Source organism: Xanthomonas sp. LMG 12461 (assembly GCF_009192935.1).
Classification (GTDB): domain Bacteria; phylum Pseudomonadota; class Gammaproteobacteria; order Xanthomonadales; family Xanthomonadaceae; genus Xanthomonas_A; species Xanthomonas_A sontii.
In genome coordinates this window covers 20,103-36,899 of record NZ_NQYT01000056.1, presented here as the reverse complement: position 1 = coordinate 36,899, position 16,797 = coordinate 20,103, and the positions used below count along the sequence as shown (strand labels likewise).

Below are 16,797 nucleotides of genomic sequence, written 5' to 3'. Positions count from 1 at the left end.
ACGCCGCGCCGCCGCGGCCGCCGAGCACAAGGCCGGCAAGGATGCGGCCGCGCCGAAGAAGGAAGAGGAAGAGGAAGCGCGCAAGCCTTGAGTTTGCGCAGGGTTTCCTGCACACGACGCCCCGGTCGCCCGGGGCGTCGCTTTTTTATGGGGCGGCTGTTGCGCAAAAGCGCTTGGGCAAATCCGCTTCACCCGTTAAACTATGGCTTTCCGGGAGGCCTTTGAGCCATGACCCCCCTGATCTTCGTTACCGGCGGCGTAGTGTCCTCGCTTGGCAAGGGCATCGCGGCCGCTTCGCTTGCGTCCATTCTCGAAGCACGTGGCCTGTCGGTCACGATGATGAAGCTGGACCCCTACATCAACGTCGACCCGGGCACGATGAGCCCGTTCCAGCACGGCGAGGTGTACGTCACCGACGACGGCGCCGAGACCGACCTGGACCTGGGGCACTACGAGCGCTTCGTGCGCACGCGCCTGTCGCGCAAGAATTCGGTCACCACCGGGCGCATCTACGAGAACGTGATCCGCAAGGAGCGCCGCGGCGACTACCTCGGCGCCACCGTGCAGGTGATTCCGCACATCACCGACGAGATCCGTCGCTGCGTGGATGAAGCCACCGCCGGCTACGACGTGGCCCTGGTCGAGATCGGCGGCACCGTCGGCGACATCGAGTCGCTGCCGTTCCTGGAGGCGATCCGTCAGGTGCGCACCGAGCGCGGCGCCGAGAAGGCCATGTTCATGCACCTCACCCTGGTGCCGTACATCGCCGCGGCCGGCGAACTGAAGACCAAGCCGACCCAGCATTCGGTCAAGGAACTGCGCTCGATCGGCATCCAGCCGGACGTGCTGCTGTGCCGCTCGGAGCAGGCGATCCCGGATTCGGAACGGCGCAAGATCGCACTGTTCACCAACGTCTCCGAGCGCGCGGTGATCAGCGCCGCCGACATCGACGTGCTCTATGGCATGCCGCTGGAGTTGCACCGGCAGGGCCTGGACGAGATCGTCATCGACCAGTTCAAGCTGCGCGACAAGGTCGGCGCGGCCAACCTGTCGGAGTGGGAGGCGGTGGTCGATGCGATCAAGCATCCGCTCGACGAGGTCACCATCGCCGTGGTCGGCAAGTACGTCGACCATCAGGACGCGTACAAGTCGGTGGGCGAGGCGCTCAAGCACGGCGGCCTGCGCCAGCGCACCAAGGTCAACCTGAAGTGGCTGGAAGCGCAGGACCTGGAAGGCAGCGACATGGCGGCCCTGGCCGACGTGGACGGCATCCTGGTCCCGGGCGGCTTCGGCGACCGCGGTTTCGAAGGCAAGGTGCTGACCTCGCGCTACGCCCGCCAGCACGGCGTGCCGTACTTCGGCATCTGCTACGGCATGCAGGCTGCGGTGGTCGACTATGCGCGGCATGTCGCCGGGCTGGACGCGGCCAACAGCACCGAGAACGACCGGCAGTCGCCGTACCCGGTGATCGGCCTGATCACCGAATGGCGTACCGCCACTGGCGATGTCGAGAAGCGCGACGAGAAGTCCGACCTCGGCGGCACCATGCGCCTGGGCTTGCAGGAGCAGCGGCTCAAGCCGGGCACGCTGGCGCGCGAGCTGTACGGCAAGGATGTGGTGGCAGAGCGCCATCGCCACCGCTACGAGTTCAACAACCGCTACCGCACCCAGCTCGAGGACGCCGGCCTGGTGATTGCCGCCAAGTCGATGGACGACACCCTGGTGGAGATGGTGGAGTTGCCGCGCGAGACGCATCCGTGGTTCCTGGCCTGCCAGGCGCACCCGGAATTCCTGTCCACGCCGCGCGACGGCCACCCGTTGTTCATCGGCTTCGTGCGCGCTGCGCGCGAGCGCAAGGCCGGCGGCAAGCTGCTCAAGGAAGCCAGGGCGTGACTGCGACCGGGCGCAGCAGCGAGAGCAGGGTCGCGCGCTGGTTCTTTGCGGCGGCGGTGCTGGTGTTTCCTGCGGCCTTGCTGGTCTATTTCTCCTGGCGCAGCAGCACCGGCTTGGCCGATAGCTATGGGATGGGGCTGATGTATTGCCTGATCGCGGCGGTGGGGCTAGCTGCGCCGCTGGCGCTGATCGGCGCACTCATCTGGGTTGCCGGCAGATTCGGCGGCGGCTCCGTCCCTGCGCCCCTCCCGCGCCCCTCTGAACCTCCGGAAGGTAATCAATGAAGCTCTGTGGATTCGACGTCGGCCTGGACCAGCCGCTGTTCCTGATCGCCGGCCCGTGCGTGATCGAGTCGATGCAGCTGCAGCTCGACGTCGCCGGCAGGCTCAAGGAGATCACCGGCCGGCTGGGCATCAACTTCATCTTCAAGTCCAGCTTCGACAAGGCCAACCGCACCTCCGGTACCAGCTTCCGTGGCCCCGGCCTGGAGGAAGGGCTGAAGGTGCTGGAGGCAGTGAAGACCCAGATCGGCGTGCCGGTGCTGACCGACGTGCACGAGTACACGCCGATGCACGAGGTGGCGGCGGTGGTGGACGTGCTGCAGACGCCGGCGTTCCTGGTGCGGCAGACCGATTTCATCAAGAACGTGTGCGCCGCCGGCAAGCCGGTCAACATCAAGAAGGGCCAGTTCCTGTCGCCGTGGGACATGAAGCCGGTGGTGGAGAAGGCCAAGTCCACCGGCAACGAGCAGATCATGGTCTGCGAGCGCGGCGCCAGCTTCGGCTACAACAACCTGGTCAGCGACATGCGCTCGTTGAGCGTGATGCGCGAGACCGGCTGCCCGGTGGTGTTCGATGCCACCCATTCGGTGCAGCTGCCGGGCGGGCAGGGCGGCAGTTCCGGCGGCCAGCGCGAGTTCGTGCCGGTGCTGGCGCGCGCGGCGGTGGCCGTGGGTGTGGCCGGCGTGTTCGCCGAGACCCATCCGGACCCGTCCAAGGCACTGTCCGACGGCCCCAATGCGTGGCCGCTGGACCAGATGGAAGCCTTGCTGGAAACGCTGATGGAACTGGACGCGGTGACCAAGAAACACGGGTTCTCGCGCTTCGCGTGAGGCGTGCGCCGCCGCCGCTGCGGCTGTGCCGATCCTGGCCGGGTGCGGGCTGCCGGGTGTTCGTCGCCTTCTCGGAGCCGCGGCGATGACCGCACCCGAGCGGGCCGGCGCCTGGCCTTGGGGGCTGTGTGCCTTGTTGTTGTCGTTGCTGGCGTGGGCGGCGCTGGTCGTGGCGCTGTTCGCCTTCTCCAGTGGGATTGGCACGCCCAGCCACGCCGATCATTTCCTGGCCATGCTGTTCTGGATGGTGATCGCCCTGCTGGTAGTGGCAGTGGCTGCGGTGGGCGCGACGATCGCCGCCGCGCTGAGTTGGACGCAGCGCCGCGGCCGCCTCCTGGCCGGCATCGCCGGCGGCCTGCTGCTGGCGATGCTGGTCTTGATCCTGCTCTTCCTCAGCGGAATCCCGCTGGGCCTGATGGGCGCCGGCTGAGGCGGGATTTGGCAAGGAACCGGCGGCCGGGGATAATCAGCCGGCATTCGTTTCCGCCCCCTCTTCCTACAGGTAACCGGCCCGCCCATGAGTACGATCCGCAGCATCCACGCCCGTGAAATCCTCGACAGCCGCGGCAATCCCACGCTGGAAGCCGATGTCATCCTGGAGGACGGTTCGTTCGGTCGTGCCGCGGTACCCTCGGGCGCGTCCACCGGCACCAAGGAAGCGGTCGAGCTGCGCGACGGCGACAAGACCCGCTACCTGGGCAAGGGCGTGCGCAAGGCGGTGGAGAACGTCAACACCACCATCGCCAGCGCGCTGAAGGGCTTCGACGCCGCCGACCAGCAGGGCCTGGACCGCCGCCTGATCGACCTGGACGGCACCGAGAACAAGGGCCGCCTGGGCGCCAACGCGCTGCTCGGCGTCTCGCTGGCCAACGCGCATGCCGTTGCCGCCTCGCGCAAGCAGCCGCTGTGGCAGTCGCTGGCCGCGGGCAACACCGCCAACCTGGCGCTGCCGGTGCCGATGATGAACATCATCAACGGCGGCGCGCATGCCGACAACAACGTCGATTTCCAGGAGTTCATGGTGCTGCCGGTCGGCGCCGCCTCGTTCTCCGAGGCGCTGCGCGCCGGCACCGAGATCTTCCACGCGCTGAAGTCGGTGTTGAAGGGCCACGGCCTGTCCACCGCGGTCGGCGACGAGGGCGGCTTCGCCCCGGACTTCCGCAGCAACGTGGAAGCGCTGGACACCATCCTGGAAGCGATCGGCAAGGCCGGCTACACCGCTGGCGAGGACGTGCTGCTGGGCCTGGACGTGGCCTCCAGCGAGTTCTACGACAACGGCAAGTACCATCTGGTGGGCGAGGGCAAGCGCCTGACCAGCGAGCAGTTCGTCGACTTCCTCGCCGACTGGGCCGCGCAGTATCCGATCGTCAGCATCGAGGACGGCCTGGCCGAGGACGACTGGGCCGGCTGGAAGCTGCTCACCGACCGCGTCGGCAGCAAGGTGCAACTGGTCGGCGACGACCTGTTCGTGACCAACCCGAAGATCTTCAAGCAGGGCATCGAGTCCGGCACCGCCAACGCGATCCTGATCAAGGTCAACCAGATCGGCACCCTGACCGAGACCCTGGAAGCCATCGCCATGGCCGACAAGGCCGGCTACGCGGCCATCGTCTCGCACCGTTCCGGCGAGACCGAGGACACCACCATCGCCGACATCGCCGTGGCCACCACCGCCACCCAGATCAAGACCGGCTCGCTGTGCCGCAGCGATCGCGTGGCCAAGTACAACCAGCTGCTGCGCATCGAGGAAGCGCTCGGCAGCGCCGCGCGCTACGCCGGGCGCGACGCGTTCGTCTCGCTCAAGCGATAAGCCGTGCGCAACTGGCGCTGGCTGCTGCTGGTGCTGGCGGGACTGCTGGCGTGGCTGCAGTACCGTTTCTGGCTCGGCCCGGGCAATTCCGGCGAAGTGCTGGTGCTCGAAAGTCAGGTCGAGCACCAGAAGCGCGACAACGAAGGTCTGCAGCAACGCAACGCCGCGCTCGCCGCCGAGGTCAAGGACCTCAAGGACGGCGAGGCGGCGATCGAGGAGCGCGCGCGTAGCGAACTGGGCATGATCAAACCGGGCGAAAAGTTCTACCGCGTGGTCGAGAACGCGCCGGTGTCGACTGCGCCGGCCGGCACGGCAGCCGGCGCGCAGCCGGCGCCTGTGACGCCGGCGCCGGGCGAGCAGCCCTGATGGCCACCGTCTGGGCCGTGGTCCCGGCGGCTGGCCGCGGCACCCGTTTCGGCGGCGCCACGCCCAAGCAATATCTGCAGGCGGGTGGGCGCCCGTTGCTGGCGCATGCCTTGGAAGCGCTGCTGGCGCATCCGGCGGTGGCCGGGGCGATGGTGGCGCTGGGCGTGGACGATGCACAGTGGCCGGGTTGGACCGAACTGGCTGGCAAGCCGGTCCTGACCTGCCTGGGCGCCGGCAGCCGTGCCGGCTCGGTGCTGGCCGCGTTGCATGCCTTGCCGGAGTCGGTGAAGGCGGACGACTTCGTGCTGGTGCACGATGCGGCGCGGCCGAACCTGGCGCTGGCCGACCTGGACCGGCTGCTGGAGGCGGGGCGCGGCGATCCGGTCGGCGCGATCCTGGCTGCGCCGGTGCGCGACACGCTCAAGCGCGCCGGCGACGACGGCGGCATCGACGGCACCGAACCGCGCGAGCGCCTGTGGCGCGCGCTGACCCCGCAACTGTTCCGGCGCATGCAACTGAGCCGGGCCCTGGAGCAGGCCGCCGCGGCCGGCGTCGAGGTCACCGACGACGCGATGGCGATGGAGTTGCTGGGGCTGCGGCCGCTGCTGGTCGAGGGCGCCGAAGACAATTTCAAGGTCACCACGCCGGCCGACCTGGCGCGTTTCGAGTTCGAACTGTTCCAGCGCGCGCGGCAGTCGTGATGCGCCTGGCGTCGGATGCGGCCGCCGTGGCGCGGCGCGTGCTCCGTCCTTTTTCATTTTTCGTGGGATGTCTCCATGCCAATGTCTGAACTTCCCCGCATCCGCATCGGCCAGGGCTACGACGTCCACGCCTTCGGCGAGGGCGACCACATCATGCTCGGCGGCGTGCGCGTGGCGCACGAGCGCGGCGTACTCGCCCACAGCGACGGCGACGTGGCGATCCACGCCCTGTGCGACGCCTTGCTCGGCGCGCTGGCGCTGGGCGACATCGGCCAGCATTTCCCCCCGTCCGATCCGCGCTGGAAGGGCGCCGACAGTGCGCAGTTTCTCGATCACTGCGTCGGCCTGCTGCACGCGCGCGGCTGGCGCCTGGGCAATGCCGACATCACCGTGATCTGCGAACGGCCCAAGGTCGGCCCGCATGCGCAGGCGATGCGCGAGCGCCTTGCGGCGCTGTTGCAGGTCGAACTGGACTGCGTGAGCGTCAAGGCCACCACCAGCGAGAAGCTCGGCTTCACCGGCCGCGGCGAAGGCATCGCGGCGCAGGCCGTGGCCCTGCTGGTGGCGCTGTGAGCGAGTTGCCGCGTGCGTTCGGCGCCGCGCCGTTGCAGGCGCGCATGCGCAGCACCGCCGAGGATTTCCAGGTCGACGAACTGCCCGCGTTCGCGCCCAGCGGCGAGGGCGAGCACCTGCTGCTGACCGTGCGCAAGCGCGGCATGAACACCGCCTTCGCCGCGCGCCGTCTGGCGCAGTGGGCCGGGGTGGCGGAGCTGGCGATCGGCTATGCCGGCATGAAGGACCGCCATGCGGTCACCACCCAGCGCTTCTCGGTGCATCTGCCCAAGCGTGTGGCGCCGGCGCTGGACAGCTTGCAGGACGCGGATCTGCAGGTGCTGGAAGCGCACTGGCACAACCGCAAGCTGCCGCGTGGCGCGCTGGCCGGCAACGGCTTCGTGCTGGTGTTGCGCGAGGTGCGCGGCGAGCGCGGCGCGATCGAGACGCGGCTGGCGCAGATCGCCGCGCGCGGCATTCCCAACTGGTTCGGCGAACAGCGCTTCGGCCGCGATGGCGGCAACGTCGGCGCCGCGCTGGCGATGTTCGGCGGCCGCCGCGTGCGCCGCGAGCAGCGCTCGCTGCTGCTGTCGGCGGCCCGTTCGGAGCTGTTCAACCGGGTGCTGGCCGCCCGCGTGGCCGCCGGCAACTGGGACAGCGCGCTGGACGGCGAAGTGTGGATGCTCGACGGCAGCCGCAGCGTGTTCGGTCCGGAGCCGTGGTCGGAGGCGCTGGCCGAGCGCTTGCAGCGCTTCGACATCCATCCGTCCGCGCCGCTGTGGGGCGCCGGCGAGCTGCGCAGCGCCGAGGCGGCGCGTGCGCTGGAACTGGCGGTGCTGGACGAGGCGGTCGCGCAGCGCCTGCGCGACGGCCTGGAGCGCGAGGGCCTGAAGCAGGAGCGGCGGGCGACCCGCCTGCGCGTGGCCGACCTGCAATGGCGCTGGCTCGACGGGCAGGACGACGCGCTGGAACTGCGCTTCGCATTGCCGCCTGGCAGCTACGCCACGGCACTGCTGCACGAACTCGGCCAGGTCGAAGAGGCGCCGCAGCCGCAGGCCTCCACCGAGGCCTGAGCGCGGCCGACGCCTGCCGCGTCGGTCGCGACGACGCGCGCTAGAACCGATAGCTGCCGGTCAGCAGCAGGCTGCGGCCGTCCGGCAGCGGCACGAAGGTTTCGTCGAACTCGTCGGCATACAGTCGCCGATCGAAGACGTTGCGCATGCCCACGGTCACGCCCCAGGTCTCGGTGCGATAGGACACGTTCGCGTCCACGCTGGCCTGCCCGGGAACCCTGAAATAGCCGCCGGCCAGACGGCGGCCGAGGGTGTGACCGCGCGCCAGGATGCCGCTGGCCACGCCCCAGCCGCTCCAGCGGCTGTCCTGGAACTGGTAGCTGCTCCACAGGGTGAAACGGGTGCGGGGGACGCCGAGGGTCGGCGTACCGTCGCGCCGGCCGATGCGGGCCAGCGCCAGGCTGCTGCTCAGTTCCAGGCCGGGGGCGAGGGCGCCGACGAAGTCGAGATCCAGCCCGTGGTTGCTCTGGCTGTCGATCGGTCTGGCGAAGTACGACGGATGCGCCAGCACCAGGTCGAAGCTGCGGTCAACGGTGATCTGGTAATAGGCGGCGCTGAGCCGCGCCCGGTGCTCGAACAGATCGATCTTCGCCCCCACCTCCACTTGCCGCGACAACGCGGGCGGCAACGGCCGGCCGTTCTTGCCGAGCACGGCGCTCGGCGCAAAGCCGTTCATGGTGCTGGCGTACAGCGACGCCTCCGGGGTCAGCTTGTAGACCACGCCGACGTTGGGCACCCAGCGGCGCCGGCGCAACTGGCGCAGTTTGCCCTTGGCGTCGTAGCTGGAAATCTCGTACGCCGAGCGGCGCAGCGCCAGCAGTACGTCCCAGCGTTCGCCCATGCTGATCTGGTCCTGCAGCAGGATGCCGCTCCGGCTCGACCACGGGCTGCCGGGGTAATGCAGAATCCCGCGCCGCGAATGCGGCCAGTGCACCGGACCCAGCCGCTCGTCGCCGAACACGTCGTAGCGGTTGCGGTGCATGCGGATGAAGTAATCGCTGCTGCCCAGCCGCGCGCGCGTGTAATCCAGGCCCAGGGTCACAGTCTGCCGCAGCGGTCCGTCGCCGAAGCTGCCGACCAGGTCGTTCTGGATGGTGTAGTACGCCGTCGTATTGCGGTACGCCTCGGCATAGGCGCGCACGGCGCCCTTCGGCGAAGGCGACAGCATGCCCCAGTTGCGCGCGTCGATCGCCTGGGTCACGTACTGGCCGCGGCTGCGCAGTTGCCAGCGGTCGCTGAGCCGCTGATCGAACAGGTAATAGGCGCGCTGGGTGCGGTAGGCGCTGTGGTCCTGTGCGTTGCCCAGCCGCAAGCTCCTGGGCGTCATCGCCGACACGCGGTTGCGCAGCAGCAGGGCATGGTCGGCGGCAGGCTGCCGATCGGTCACGCGCTGCACGCCGAGCACCAGACGGTTGTCGTCTCCCTGCCAGGCGATGGACGGCGCCAGGTAGGCGGCATTGCGCGGGCCGTAGCCTTGCGCCGTGGAATCGGCATGCTGGCCGGAGACGACGAGCCGATAGCTCAGCGGCGTGGCGCCGATCGGTCCGGTCGCATCGAGCCCGGCCTGCATGTCGCCGCGCTCGCCGAGGACGTAGCTCAGTTCGCGCTTCGGGGTGCGCAGCGGTTGCTTGGTGACGACGTTGATCAGTCCGCTCATGTCGCCGCCGTTGCTGTCGCCGAGGATCGATTCCGGGCCCTTGAGCACTTCGACCCGCTCCACGCCGATCATCGGCGGGTAGCCGCCGAGGCCGACGAAGCTGTTCGGCATCCCGTCGGTCATGCCGTTGCCGGTGTAGATGCCGCGGATCTTGAACAGCGGCGCGCGCAACGGATTTTCGATCTGCTGCACGCTGGCCACGTTGCGCAGGGCGTCGGCGACGGTACGCACCTGTTGCGAGGCCAGCAGATGCGGAGCGACCACGTTCACCGACTGCGGCACGGCGATGGAAGCGGCGGCGTAACGCAGCGCGTCGCTGGCATAGGCTGGCACGTCGCCCATGGCGTGATCGGTCAGCGCCGCGGCGTCGACCTGTTCCAGCAGCTTGGCTGGCGCGCCGGCGCGGTGCGCATCGGCGGCATCCGCAGGATCGACCGGCGCCGTGGCGGCGGGGGTGACCGCCACCGTGTTCGCATCGAGCATGCGGTACGCGAGCCCACTCGATTGCAGCAGGCGCTGCAGCGCCGCGTCCGGGGTGAACATGCCTTGCAGCCCGTCGCTGCGCATCCCGGCCAGGGTCGGGCTGGCGGTCAGCACCTGCATGTTGGCCTGCTTGCCGTACGCGATCAGCGCCGTGGACAGCGCCTGCGGCGGGATCGAGAACCCGATCTGCCGTGCGTCGGGCGCGAGTGGCACGGCGAGGGCAGGGGGGCAGGGTGCGAGTTGCAATGCCAGGCTGCCGCAGATGATCAGTCGCCTCAGCCCACGCACTGCCCGTCGCCCCCCAGCGGAAGCGCGAATTATGCCACGCGCGGCGACGTCGACGCGGGGGCGCCCGCCGCCCCTAAGCCCGGGCGGCGCGCGGTATCGCCTAACGGCGGCTCAGCACGATCTCGTCCTTGCCTTGGCGCACCCGCAGCGGGAACACCTGCGGCAAGGCCTCGATCCACTGCGCGGTCGCCTGGGTGTCGACGGTTCCGGTGAAGCTCAGTCGTCCAAGCTCCGGGTCGTCCAGGCGCAGTGGCCGGTCGCTGTAGCGGTTGATCCGCGCGATCACCGTGTCCAGTGGCGTATCGACGAACTCCAGCCGGTGATCGCGCCAGGCGGTGGCCTGCGCCACGTCGATCTGGCTGACCTGCAGCGCGGGCTTGGCCGGATCGTAGGACACGCGCTGTCCGGCCACCGCTTCCAGCCCGCCGCTGCCGTCGGCCGGCACCTGGCCGGCGCCGTAGATGCGGACCCGGCCTTCGGTGACCGCGACTTCGACGCGTTCGCCGTCGCGGCTGACGTCGAAGGCGGTGCCCACGTCCAGGATCGACACGCCGCCGGCGTCGACCACGAACGGGCGCCCGGCGTGGTGCGCCACGTCGAAGAAGGCCTCGCCGGCGATCAGCTCCACGTGGCGCTGCGCGGCGCTGAAGCGGGTGCTCAACTTCGATGCGCCGCCGAGCGCGATTTTCGAGCCGTCCGCCAGCACGATGTCCTGGTGGCGGCTGGTCGCGCTGCTGTAGACCTGGGTGCGCGGCGGCGGGTGCAGCTGCCGCCAGGCCAGGGCGCCGCCGAGCGCCAGCACGCCCACGCAGGCCGCGACCTGCAGCGGCCGCCAGCGCGAACGCGGCGGCGCGAACCTGCGCACCACCTCGTCCCGCGCTGTCGCATCGAGCGTCGCCAGGTCGCCGCCGAGCGCATTGATGCGTTCGAATGCCTGCAGATGCCGCGGGTCGGCCTCCGTCCAGTCCAGCCAGCGCGCCACGGTGTCCTCGTTGCTGTCGGGTTCGCGCAGCAGGGCCCACCAGCGCGCGGCGTCGTCGAGGATATGTTGGTCGATGCCGCTGTCCATTACGGGATCTCCGCTTCGTCGAAGCGTTTGCGGCAATGCGCGAGCGCGTTGGCCACATGGTAGCGGACCATTCGTTCGCTCACGTTCATCGCCTTGGCGATCATGCCGAAGTCCTTGCCTTCGATCACGTGCAGCACGAAGGCGCGGCTGGTCTTGGCGGGAAGTTCTTGCAGCGCCCGGGTCAACGCGCGCAGCTGCTCGCTGGCCGTGGCGTGCCGCTCCGGAACCGGCGGTAGCGGCAGATCGTGTTCCGGCAGCTCCACTGCGGCGTTTTCGCGGACCTTGCGCATGCGCAGCCGGTCCACCGCCAGGTTCGAGGCGACATGGAACAGGTAGGCGCGCGGCGATGCCAGCGCGTCGGGACGCTCAAGCGTCACGATGCGCATGTACGCCTCCTGCGCCACGTCCTGCGCGTCCGCCATCGAGCCGAGCTTGCAGTGCAGGAACGCGAGCAGGGCGCGGTGATGTTCCTTGAACAGCGCGTCGACCTGGTGCGCAGGCGCCTGCTCCGGCGACGGCGCGCCCTCGATGTGCTCGGCCCGGTTCACGACTGCTGATGCTCCTGGAGGGAAGCGGCCGCGGCAGTATAGCCAGGCTCACTGGCCGCCACGCGACGCAGCACCGCAAGCGGCCGGCAGCGCCGCGGCCAGCAAGCCTTCCGCATGCGTCCGCAATGCCTCGCGGCGGCGAAACGCCGAGCGGTGCTGGCTGGGCACATCGGCTGCGGTCTTGCGTGCCGGGGTCAGCGGCAGCGCGAACCAGCCATCGACGATGGGCGTACCGCCCTGCTCGATCCAGAACGCGTCGTAGTCGGACAGGAACACGTCTCGCTTGCGCTGCAGCGGATGCGCGGCGTTGCAGACGGCGCGGATCGCGTGCGCGCCGAGGCGCTCGGCGAAGGTGCAGGCCAGGGACAGCATCAGTTGCTTGGGTCGCAGCCCGTGCATCTGCTTGGTCAGCGCGCGCACCACGTCGCGGGCGTCGGCACCCTTGGGGCCCTGCAGGCAACCGATCAGCACCGTCGGATGGGCGTCGTCGCCGGTCACGGTCAGCACCAGGCGGTACAGTTCGCGTCCCGCCGCGTCGCTGAGCTGCAACCAGAGCTCGCCTTCGCAGCTCATCGGCGCCGGCGGCAGCAGCGACAGCGTCAGCAGGCTGCCATCGTGCAGCGGCAGCGTCCCCAGGTCCGCCTGGCCTTGACGGTAGATGGCGTCGAACAACGCGGCCGGCAGGCGCTCGAGCATCAGGCGATAGTGCTGCCGGAGGTGACGCAGCCGCGCCTTGCTGCTCCAGCGGGTGTTCACGAAACGATGCAGGTGGCGCTCGAGCAGGCGCGGGTCGCGCTCGGCATAGCCACGCATGCGCGGATCGCGGCGCACTGCGTCGAGGAACCGCCCGTGCTCGGTCGGCATGCTCAACGCGCGCAGCAGGTACTTGGTCGCCTTGATCCCGCGCTGCAGGCGGTTGCCGTGCCAGTCCGTGCGCCCCTGGAGCGAGGCCAGGAACAGCGGCCACCACCGTGACGGTGCGGCATCGGCGCTCGGCCGGGGCGGCAGCGCAGGCCGGGCCAGGCGGGTCGGCGCCGTTTCGAACGCTGCGGCGCTCGCGGAAACGTCCACCAGATCAGTGGGTTGCAGGAAGAATTCGGTGGTCGCTTCGGTCACGTTCGGCTCGCAGAGGGACGGTGCTCTCTGACAAGACGTTTCAAGAAGCGAAAATTGAAATGCGTCCGCACGCGCGGTGCTCGGCCGCGTCCGCGGCGTCCCGGCCTGGCCGGATCTGCGTCGGGCAGGCGACGGGGGGCGTGCGACGGGCGTTCCCGTTCACGCCGGTCGCGGTGAAGCCGCTCTTGCACGCGAATGACAGATCAGTGGGCGATGCCGGATTCGGCGGCGCCACGATCCGGCGCCCTCCACCTCGGCCATGCACAGGTTCCCGATGGGGCCCGCGAGCCGCGGTGCCCGCGGCTGCGGCGCCGCTCAGCGCCGCGCCAGCAGCACCAGCATCGCGCCGGTGCCGCCTTGCGCTGTCGGCGCCGAATGGAAGGCCAGCACGTCGTTGCGCTGGCGCAGCAGGCGGTCCACCAGGTTCTTCAGCAGCGGCACGCCGCCCGATTGCAGGCCCTTGCCGTGCACGATCCGCACGCAGCCGAACTCGTGCGCGTGCGCCTCGGCCAGGAACTGGCGCAGCAGCGTCTCGGCCTGCGCCGCAGTGGCACCGTGCAGGTCCAGTTCGTCCTGGGCCGAGAACTGCCCCTTGCGCAGGCGCTGGAACACCCGCGCCGGCAGATGCTCGCGGCGGTAGCTGGCCACGTCGCCGGCTTCCAGTGGCGTGCTCTGGCGCAGCAGTTGCTGGAACTCGCCCTGCGCCTCGGCGTCGTCGCGTTCGGCCATGCGCGCGCGCGGCTTGGGGCGCGGCTTGGCATTGGCCGGCGGCGTCGCGTTGAGCGGGGCCACCTTGCCGATGGCTGCGCGGAACAGCGCGGCGGGATCTTCGTCGTCGGAATGCGCCATGCGCACAGCTTAGAGCGTGCGGCGCGGTTTGAGGTGAGCGCGGCGTTGCCGGCAGCGTCTGGCGTGCGGACCACTGCGCTGCGGTCGCACGGCGCCACGCCGCTCCAGTGCGCGGCGCGATGGCCGTCACCGCGGTCGTCGTCGCGCTGTCAGCGACCTGGCAGGGCGCATCCGGTATCATGCCCCCGGTTTTCGAGGAGCACCATGCGCGTATTAGTGAGCAACGACGACGGCGTCGACGCCCCCGGCATTCGCATGCTGGCCGAGCAGTTGCGCGGCGCCGGCCACGAGGTGACGGTGGTCGCACCCGACCGCGACCGGTCCGGCGCCAGCAACTCGCTGACCCTGGATCTGCCGATCCGGCTCAAGCGCATCGACCACTACACCTGCAGCGTCGCCGGCACGCCCACCGACTGCGTGCATCTGGCGCTCACCGGCATGCTGGAGTTCGACCCGGACATCGTGGTTTCCGGCATCAACAATTCCGCCAATCTCGGCGACGACGTGATCTATTCCGGTACCGTCTCGGCGGCGATGGAAGGCCGCTTCCTCGGCCTGCCCGCGGTGGCGGTGTCGCTGGTCAGCCACAACCACGATCCTAGGCATTTCCAGACCGCCGCACGCGCCGCGGTGGAGATCGTGGCCCAGCTCAAGGCCGATCCGCTGCCGGCCGACACCATCCTCAACGTCAACGTGCCCGACCTGCCGTGGCAGGAGATCAAGGGCTTCGAGGTCACCCGGCTCGGCAACCGCCACCGCTCCGAACCGTGCCTGCCGCAGACCGACCCGCGCGGCGGCACCGTGTACTGGATCGGTCCGGCCGGGCGCGAGCAGGACGCCGGTCCCGGTACCGACTTCCACGCGGTACGCACCGGCTTCATCTCGATCACCCCGATCCAGGTCGATCTGACCCGCTACCAGGCATTGGAAAAGGTCGCCAGCTGGGTCGGCGGCCTGACCGCCGCGCTGGGCCGCCCGGCATGACCCCGCGGTTGCGCCTGCAGCCGGAAGCGATCGGCATCGGCATGACCTCGCAGCGCGTGCGCGACCGCCTGGTCGAGCGCCTGCGCGAGGCCGGCATCCGCGACGAGAGCGTGCTCAACGCGGTGCGCACCGTGCCGCGGCATCTGTTCATCGACGAGGCGCTGGCCTCGCGCGCCTACGAGGACACCGCGCTGCCGATCGGCCACGGCCAGACCATCTCGCAACCGTGGGTGGTGGCACGCATGACCGAGACGGTGCTGGAAGCGGCGCCGAAGAGGGTGCTGGAAGTCGGTACCGGCTCCGGCTACCAGGCGGCCATCCTGGCCGCGCTGGGTCTGGAAGTGCACACCGTCGAGCGCATCGGCGATCTGCTGCGGCAGGCGCGCAAGCGCTTCCGCCAGCTCGGCATGAACGTGCGCAGCAAGCACGACGACGGCCGCATCGGCTGGCCCGAGCACGGCCCGTTCGATGCGATCGTGGTCACGGCGGCGGCGCCGGCGCTGGTCGACGCACTGATCGAACAACTGGCCCCGGGCGGCTGCCTGGTGGCGCCGGTCGGCGGCCCGTCCGCGCAATCGCTGATCCGCCTGCGCCGCGCCGCCGACGGCCAGATCGAACAAGACGTCCTGGCGCCGGTGACCTTCGTCCCGTTGCTGTCGGGCATGCTGGATTGACTTCCCGGAGCCGCACTGGATGAAGATTTTCGGGCCGTTGTACGAACGCGCCATCGCCTGGTCGCGGCATCGCCGCGCGCCGGCCCTGCTGACCGGTCTCAGTTTCGCCGAGGCCATCGTGTTCCCGGTGCCGCCGGAAGTGATGCTGGCGCCGATGTCGCTGGCACAGCCGCGGCGCGCGCTGTGGTTCGCCACGTTGAGCCTGCTCGGCTCCCTGACTGGCGCGGTGATCGGCTACCTGCTCGGGCATTTCGCCTTCGCCGCAGTGCAGCCGCTGATCGAATGGCTCGGTTGGACGCAGAAGATCGACGCGCAGGTGAACCACTTGCGCGAGGTCATCGCCGAGTCGCCGTGGCGTGCGTTCTGGCTGCTGGTGCTGGCTGGCTTCACCCCGATCCCGCTGAAGATATTCACCTGGGCCTCAGGCATCGTCGGGGTGCCGCTGCTACCGTTCCTGGCGAGCATGCTGGTGGGGCGCGGCAAGCGCGTGTACCTGGTGGCCGGGGCGATCCGTCTCGGCGGGCCGCGCGCGGAAGCCGCGTTGCGCCGCTGGATCGAGCCGCTCGGCTGGGTCGCCTCGGCGATCCTGGCGCTGCTGGTGGTGTGGGTCATATGGAGAGCGAAGGTCGGATGAGCGTGGATCGGGTGGTGCGGAACGGCCTGCGTTGCGGCCTGGGGGTGCTGGTGGCGGTGGCGCTCGGCGCCTGCAGCAGCGCCACGGTGGTGCGCACGCCGGGCGGCGCGCCGGTGCGCGGCACCGCTGCTGCCTCGGCGCCTCGCGTGTCTGTGCCCAAGCCCGGAGTCAGCGCCACCGTTCGGCGCGGCGACACGCTGTACGCGATCGCCCGCGCCAACAACATCACCCCGCAGGACCTGGCCGGCTGGAACGGCCTGCAGCCGCCGTACACCATCTATCCGGGGCAGTCGCTGAAGCTGTATCCGCCGGGTGGGGCAGTCGCCGCGCGGCCCGGTAGCGGCCCGGTGACGCCGCCGGCCTCCGGTGCCGGCGCCGCCGCTCGGCCGCCGTCCGTTCCGGTGCCGGCGCCGGTCAGCAGCGGTTTCCCCTGGCGCTGGCCGGCCGATGGCGTGGTGGTCAGCCGCTTCGTGGGCGGCGAGGCGACCAAGCAGGGCATCGACATCGGCGGCAGCAACGGCGAGGCCGTGCGCGCCGCGGCGGACGGCGTGGTGGTCTATTCCGGCGCCGGCCTGGTCGGCTATGGCGAACTGATCATCGTCAAGCACAACGAACAGTGGCTGTCGGCCTACGGCCACAACCGCAAGCGCCTGGTCAACGAGGGCCAGAACGTCAAGGCCGGCCAGCAGATCGCCGAAATGGGCCACAGCGGCGCGGCGCGCGACATGCTGCACTTCGAGATCCGCTACAACGGCAAGCCGGTCGACCCACTGCTGTATCTGCCCCCGAAGTAATCGGTTGCGTCGTCGCGCGGGCGGATCTCCGGCCCGGCACAGCGCGCCGGGCGTTCGCCAACGGCGCGGCCCAGTGGGCCGCAAGCGCCGCCGGCTCACCCGCGGTGTCACCGTGTACGCATTCTTTTGTGGGAGGGGCTTCAGCCCCGACGCGCTGTGCTCGCATCGCGCGGCAGACGCCGCGCAGCGATCTGC

18 protein-coding genes are annotated in these 16,797 nt (G+C 70.0%); 13 read left to right on the top strand and 5 right to left on the bottom strand.

Annotated elements, in window-relative coordinates:
* Positions 1-228: 228 nt before the first annotated feature.
* The 9 genes from CEK68_RS14835 to truD all read left to right on the top strand — a co-directional run bounded on the left by CEK68_RS14835 (position 229) and on the right by truD (position 7,506).
* On the top strand, positions 229-1,893 hold the full coding sequence (locus tag CEK68_RS14835; RefSeq protein WP_017912623.1) for a CTP synthase: 1,665 nt from the start codon (positions 229-231) through the stop codon (positions 1,891-1,893).
* Entirely contained in the window at positions 1,890-2,177 is a 288-nt protein-coding gene (locus CEK68_RS14830; protein WP_152239826.1) for a hypothetical protein, read from the top strand. Before CEK68_RS14835 ends, CEK68_RS14830 begins: the two co-directional genes overlap by 4 nt.
* A complete protein-coding gene (gene kdsA, locus CEK68_RS14825; RefSeq protein ID WP_010343429.1) occupies positions 2,174-3,004 on the top strand; it encodes a 3-deoxy-8-phosphooctulonate synthase in 831 nt (276 codons plus the stop codon). Before CEK68_RS14830 ends, kdsA begins: the two co-directional genes overlap by 4 nt.
* An 85-nt stretch (positions 3,005-3,089) precedes the next feature.
* Positions 3,090-3,434, top strand: a complete 345-nt coding sequence (locus CEK68_RS14820; protein WP_226977899.1) for a hypothetical protein — start codon at positions 3,090-3,092, stop codon at positions 3,432-3,434.
* Between the two features lie 87 nt (positions 3,435-3,521).
* Entirely contained in the window at positions 3,522-4,814 is a 1,293-nt protein-coding gene (gene eno, locus CEK68_RS14815) for a phosphopyruvate hydratase (protein WP_152239825.1), read from the top strand.
* A gap of 3 nt (positions 4,815-4,817) precedes the next feature.
* A complete protein-coding gene (gene ftsB, locus CEK68_RS14810) occupies positions 4,818-5,180 on the top strand; it encodes a cell division protein FtsB (RefSeq protein ID WP_043095785.1) in 363 nt (120 codons plus the stop codon).
* Positions 5,177-5,881, top strand: a complete 705-nt coding sequence (gene ispD / locus CEK68_RS14805; RefSeq protein WP_193313949.1) for a 2-C-methyl-D-erythritol 4-phosphate cytidylyltransferase — start codon at positions 5,177-5,179, stop codon at positions 5,879-5,881. The genes ftsB and ispD overlap by 4 nt, the downstream gene beginning before the upstream one ends.
* An 81-nt stretch (positions 5,882-5,962) precedes the next feature.
* On the top strand, positions 5,963-6,454 hold the full coding sequence (gene ispF / locus CEK68_RS14800) for a 2-C-methyl-D-erythritol 2,4-cyclodiphosphate synthase (protein ID WP_148828199.1): 492 nt from the start codon (positions 5,963-5,965) through the stop codon (positions 6,452-6,454).
* A complete protein-coding gene (gene truD / locus CEK68_RS14795) occupies positions 6,451-7,506 on the top strand; it encodes a tRNA pseudouridine(13) synthase TruD (RefSeq protein ID WP_148828198.1) in 1,056 nt (351 codons plus the stop codon). The genes ispF and truD overlap by 4 nt, the downstream gene beginning before the upstream one ends.
* A gap of 40 nt (positions 7,507-7,546) precedes the next feature.
* Here the strand turns inward: truD and CEK68_RS14790 are convergent, their stop codons facing one another.
* The 5 genes from CEK68_RS14790 to CEK68_RS14770 form a co-directional block, all read right to left on the bottom strand.
* Positions 7,547-9,859, bottom strand: a complete 2,313-nt coding sequence (locus tag CEK68_RS14790; protein WP_152239823.1) for a TonB-dependent receptor — start codon at positions 9,857-9,859, stop codon at positions 7,547-7,549.
* 175 nt (positions 9,860-10,034) lie between these two features.
* A complete protein-coding gene (locus CEK68_RS14785) occupies positions 10,035-11,003 on the bottom strand; it encodes a FecR domain-containing protein (protein WP_152239822.1) in 969 nt (322 codons plus the stop codon).
* Positions 11,003-11,551, bottom strand: coding sequence for an RNA polymerase sigma factor (locus CEK68_RS14780; RefSeq protein ID WP_152239821.1), 549 nt, complete (start codon positions 11,549-11,551; stop codon positions 11,003-11,005). The genes CEK68_RS14785 and CEK68_RS14780 overlap by 1 nt, the downstream gene beginning before the upstream one ends.
* Positions 11,552-11,599: 48 nt before the next feature.
* The gene (locus CEK68_RS14775; protein ID WP_152239820.1) at positions 11,600-12,667 is read right to left on the bottom strand and encodes a DUF535 family protein; all 1,068 of its coding nucleotides are present in this window, start codon (positions 12,665-12,667) and stop codon (positions 11,600-11,602) included.
* 315 nt (positions 12,668-12,982) lie between these two features.
* A complete protein-coding gene (locus tag CEK68_RS14770; protein ID WP_017911056.1) occupies positions 12,983-13,516 on the bottom strand; it encodes a Smr/MutS family protein in 534 nt (177 codons plus the stop codon).
* A gap of 204 nt (positions 13,517-13,720) precedes the next feature.
* On the opposite strand from CEK68_RS14770, the gene surE reads away from it, so the two are divergent.
* The 4 genes from surE to CEK68_RS14750 are packed head-to-tail and all read left to right on the top strand — an operon-like array spanning position 13,721 to position 16,602.
* Positions 13,721-14,500, top strand: coding sequence for a 5'/3'-nucleotidase SurE (gene surE / locus CEK68_RS14765; protein WP_043091456.1), 780 nt, complete (start codon positions 13,721-13,723; stop codon positions 14,498-14,500).
* Positions 14,497-15,174: a protein-L-isoaspartate(D-aspartate) O-methyltransferase gene (locus CEK68_RS14760; protein WP_017914224.1), complete on the top strand. Its 678-nt coding sequence runs from the start codon at positions 14,497-14,499 to the stop codon at positions 15,172-15,174. The genes surE and CEK68_RS14760 overlap by 4 nt, the downstream gene beginning before the upstream one ends.
* A 19-nt stretch (positions 15,175-15,193) precedes the next feature.
* Positions 15,194-15,808: a YqaA family protein gene (locus CEK68_RS14755; protein ID WP_017914225.1), complete on the top strand. Its 615-nt coding sequence runs from the start codon at positions 15,194-15,196 to the stop codon at positions 15,806-15,808.
* A complete protein-coding gene (locus tag CEK68_RS14750) occupies positions 15,805-16,602 on the top strand; it encodes a peptidoglycan DD-metalloendopeptidase family protein (protein ID WP_052250946.1) in 798 nt (265 codons plus the stop codon). The genes CEK68_RS14755 and CEK68_RS14750 overlap by 4 nt, the downstream gene beginning before the upstream one ends.
* Positions 16,603-16,797: the final 195 nt, after the last annotated feature.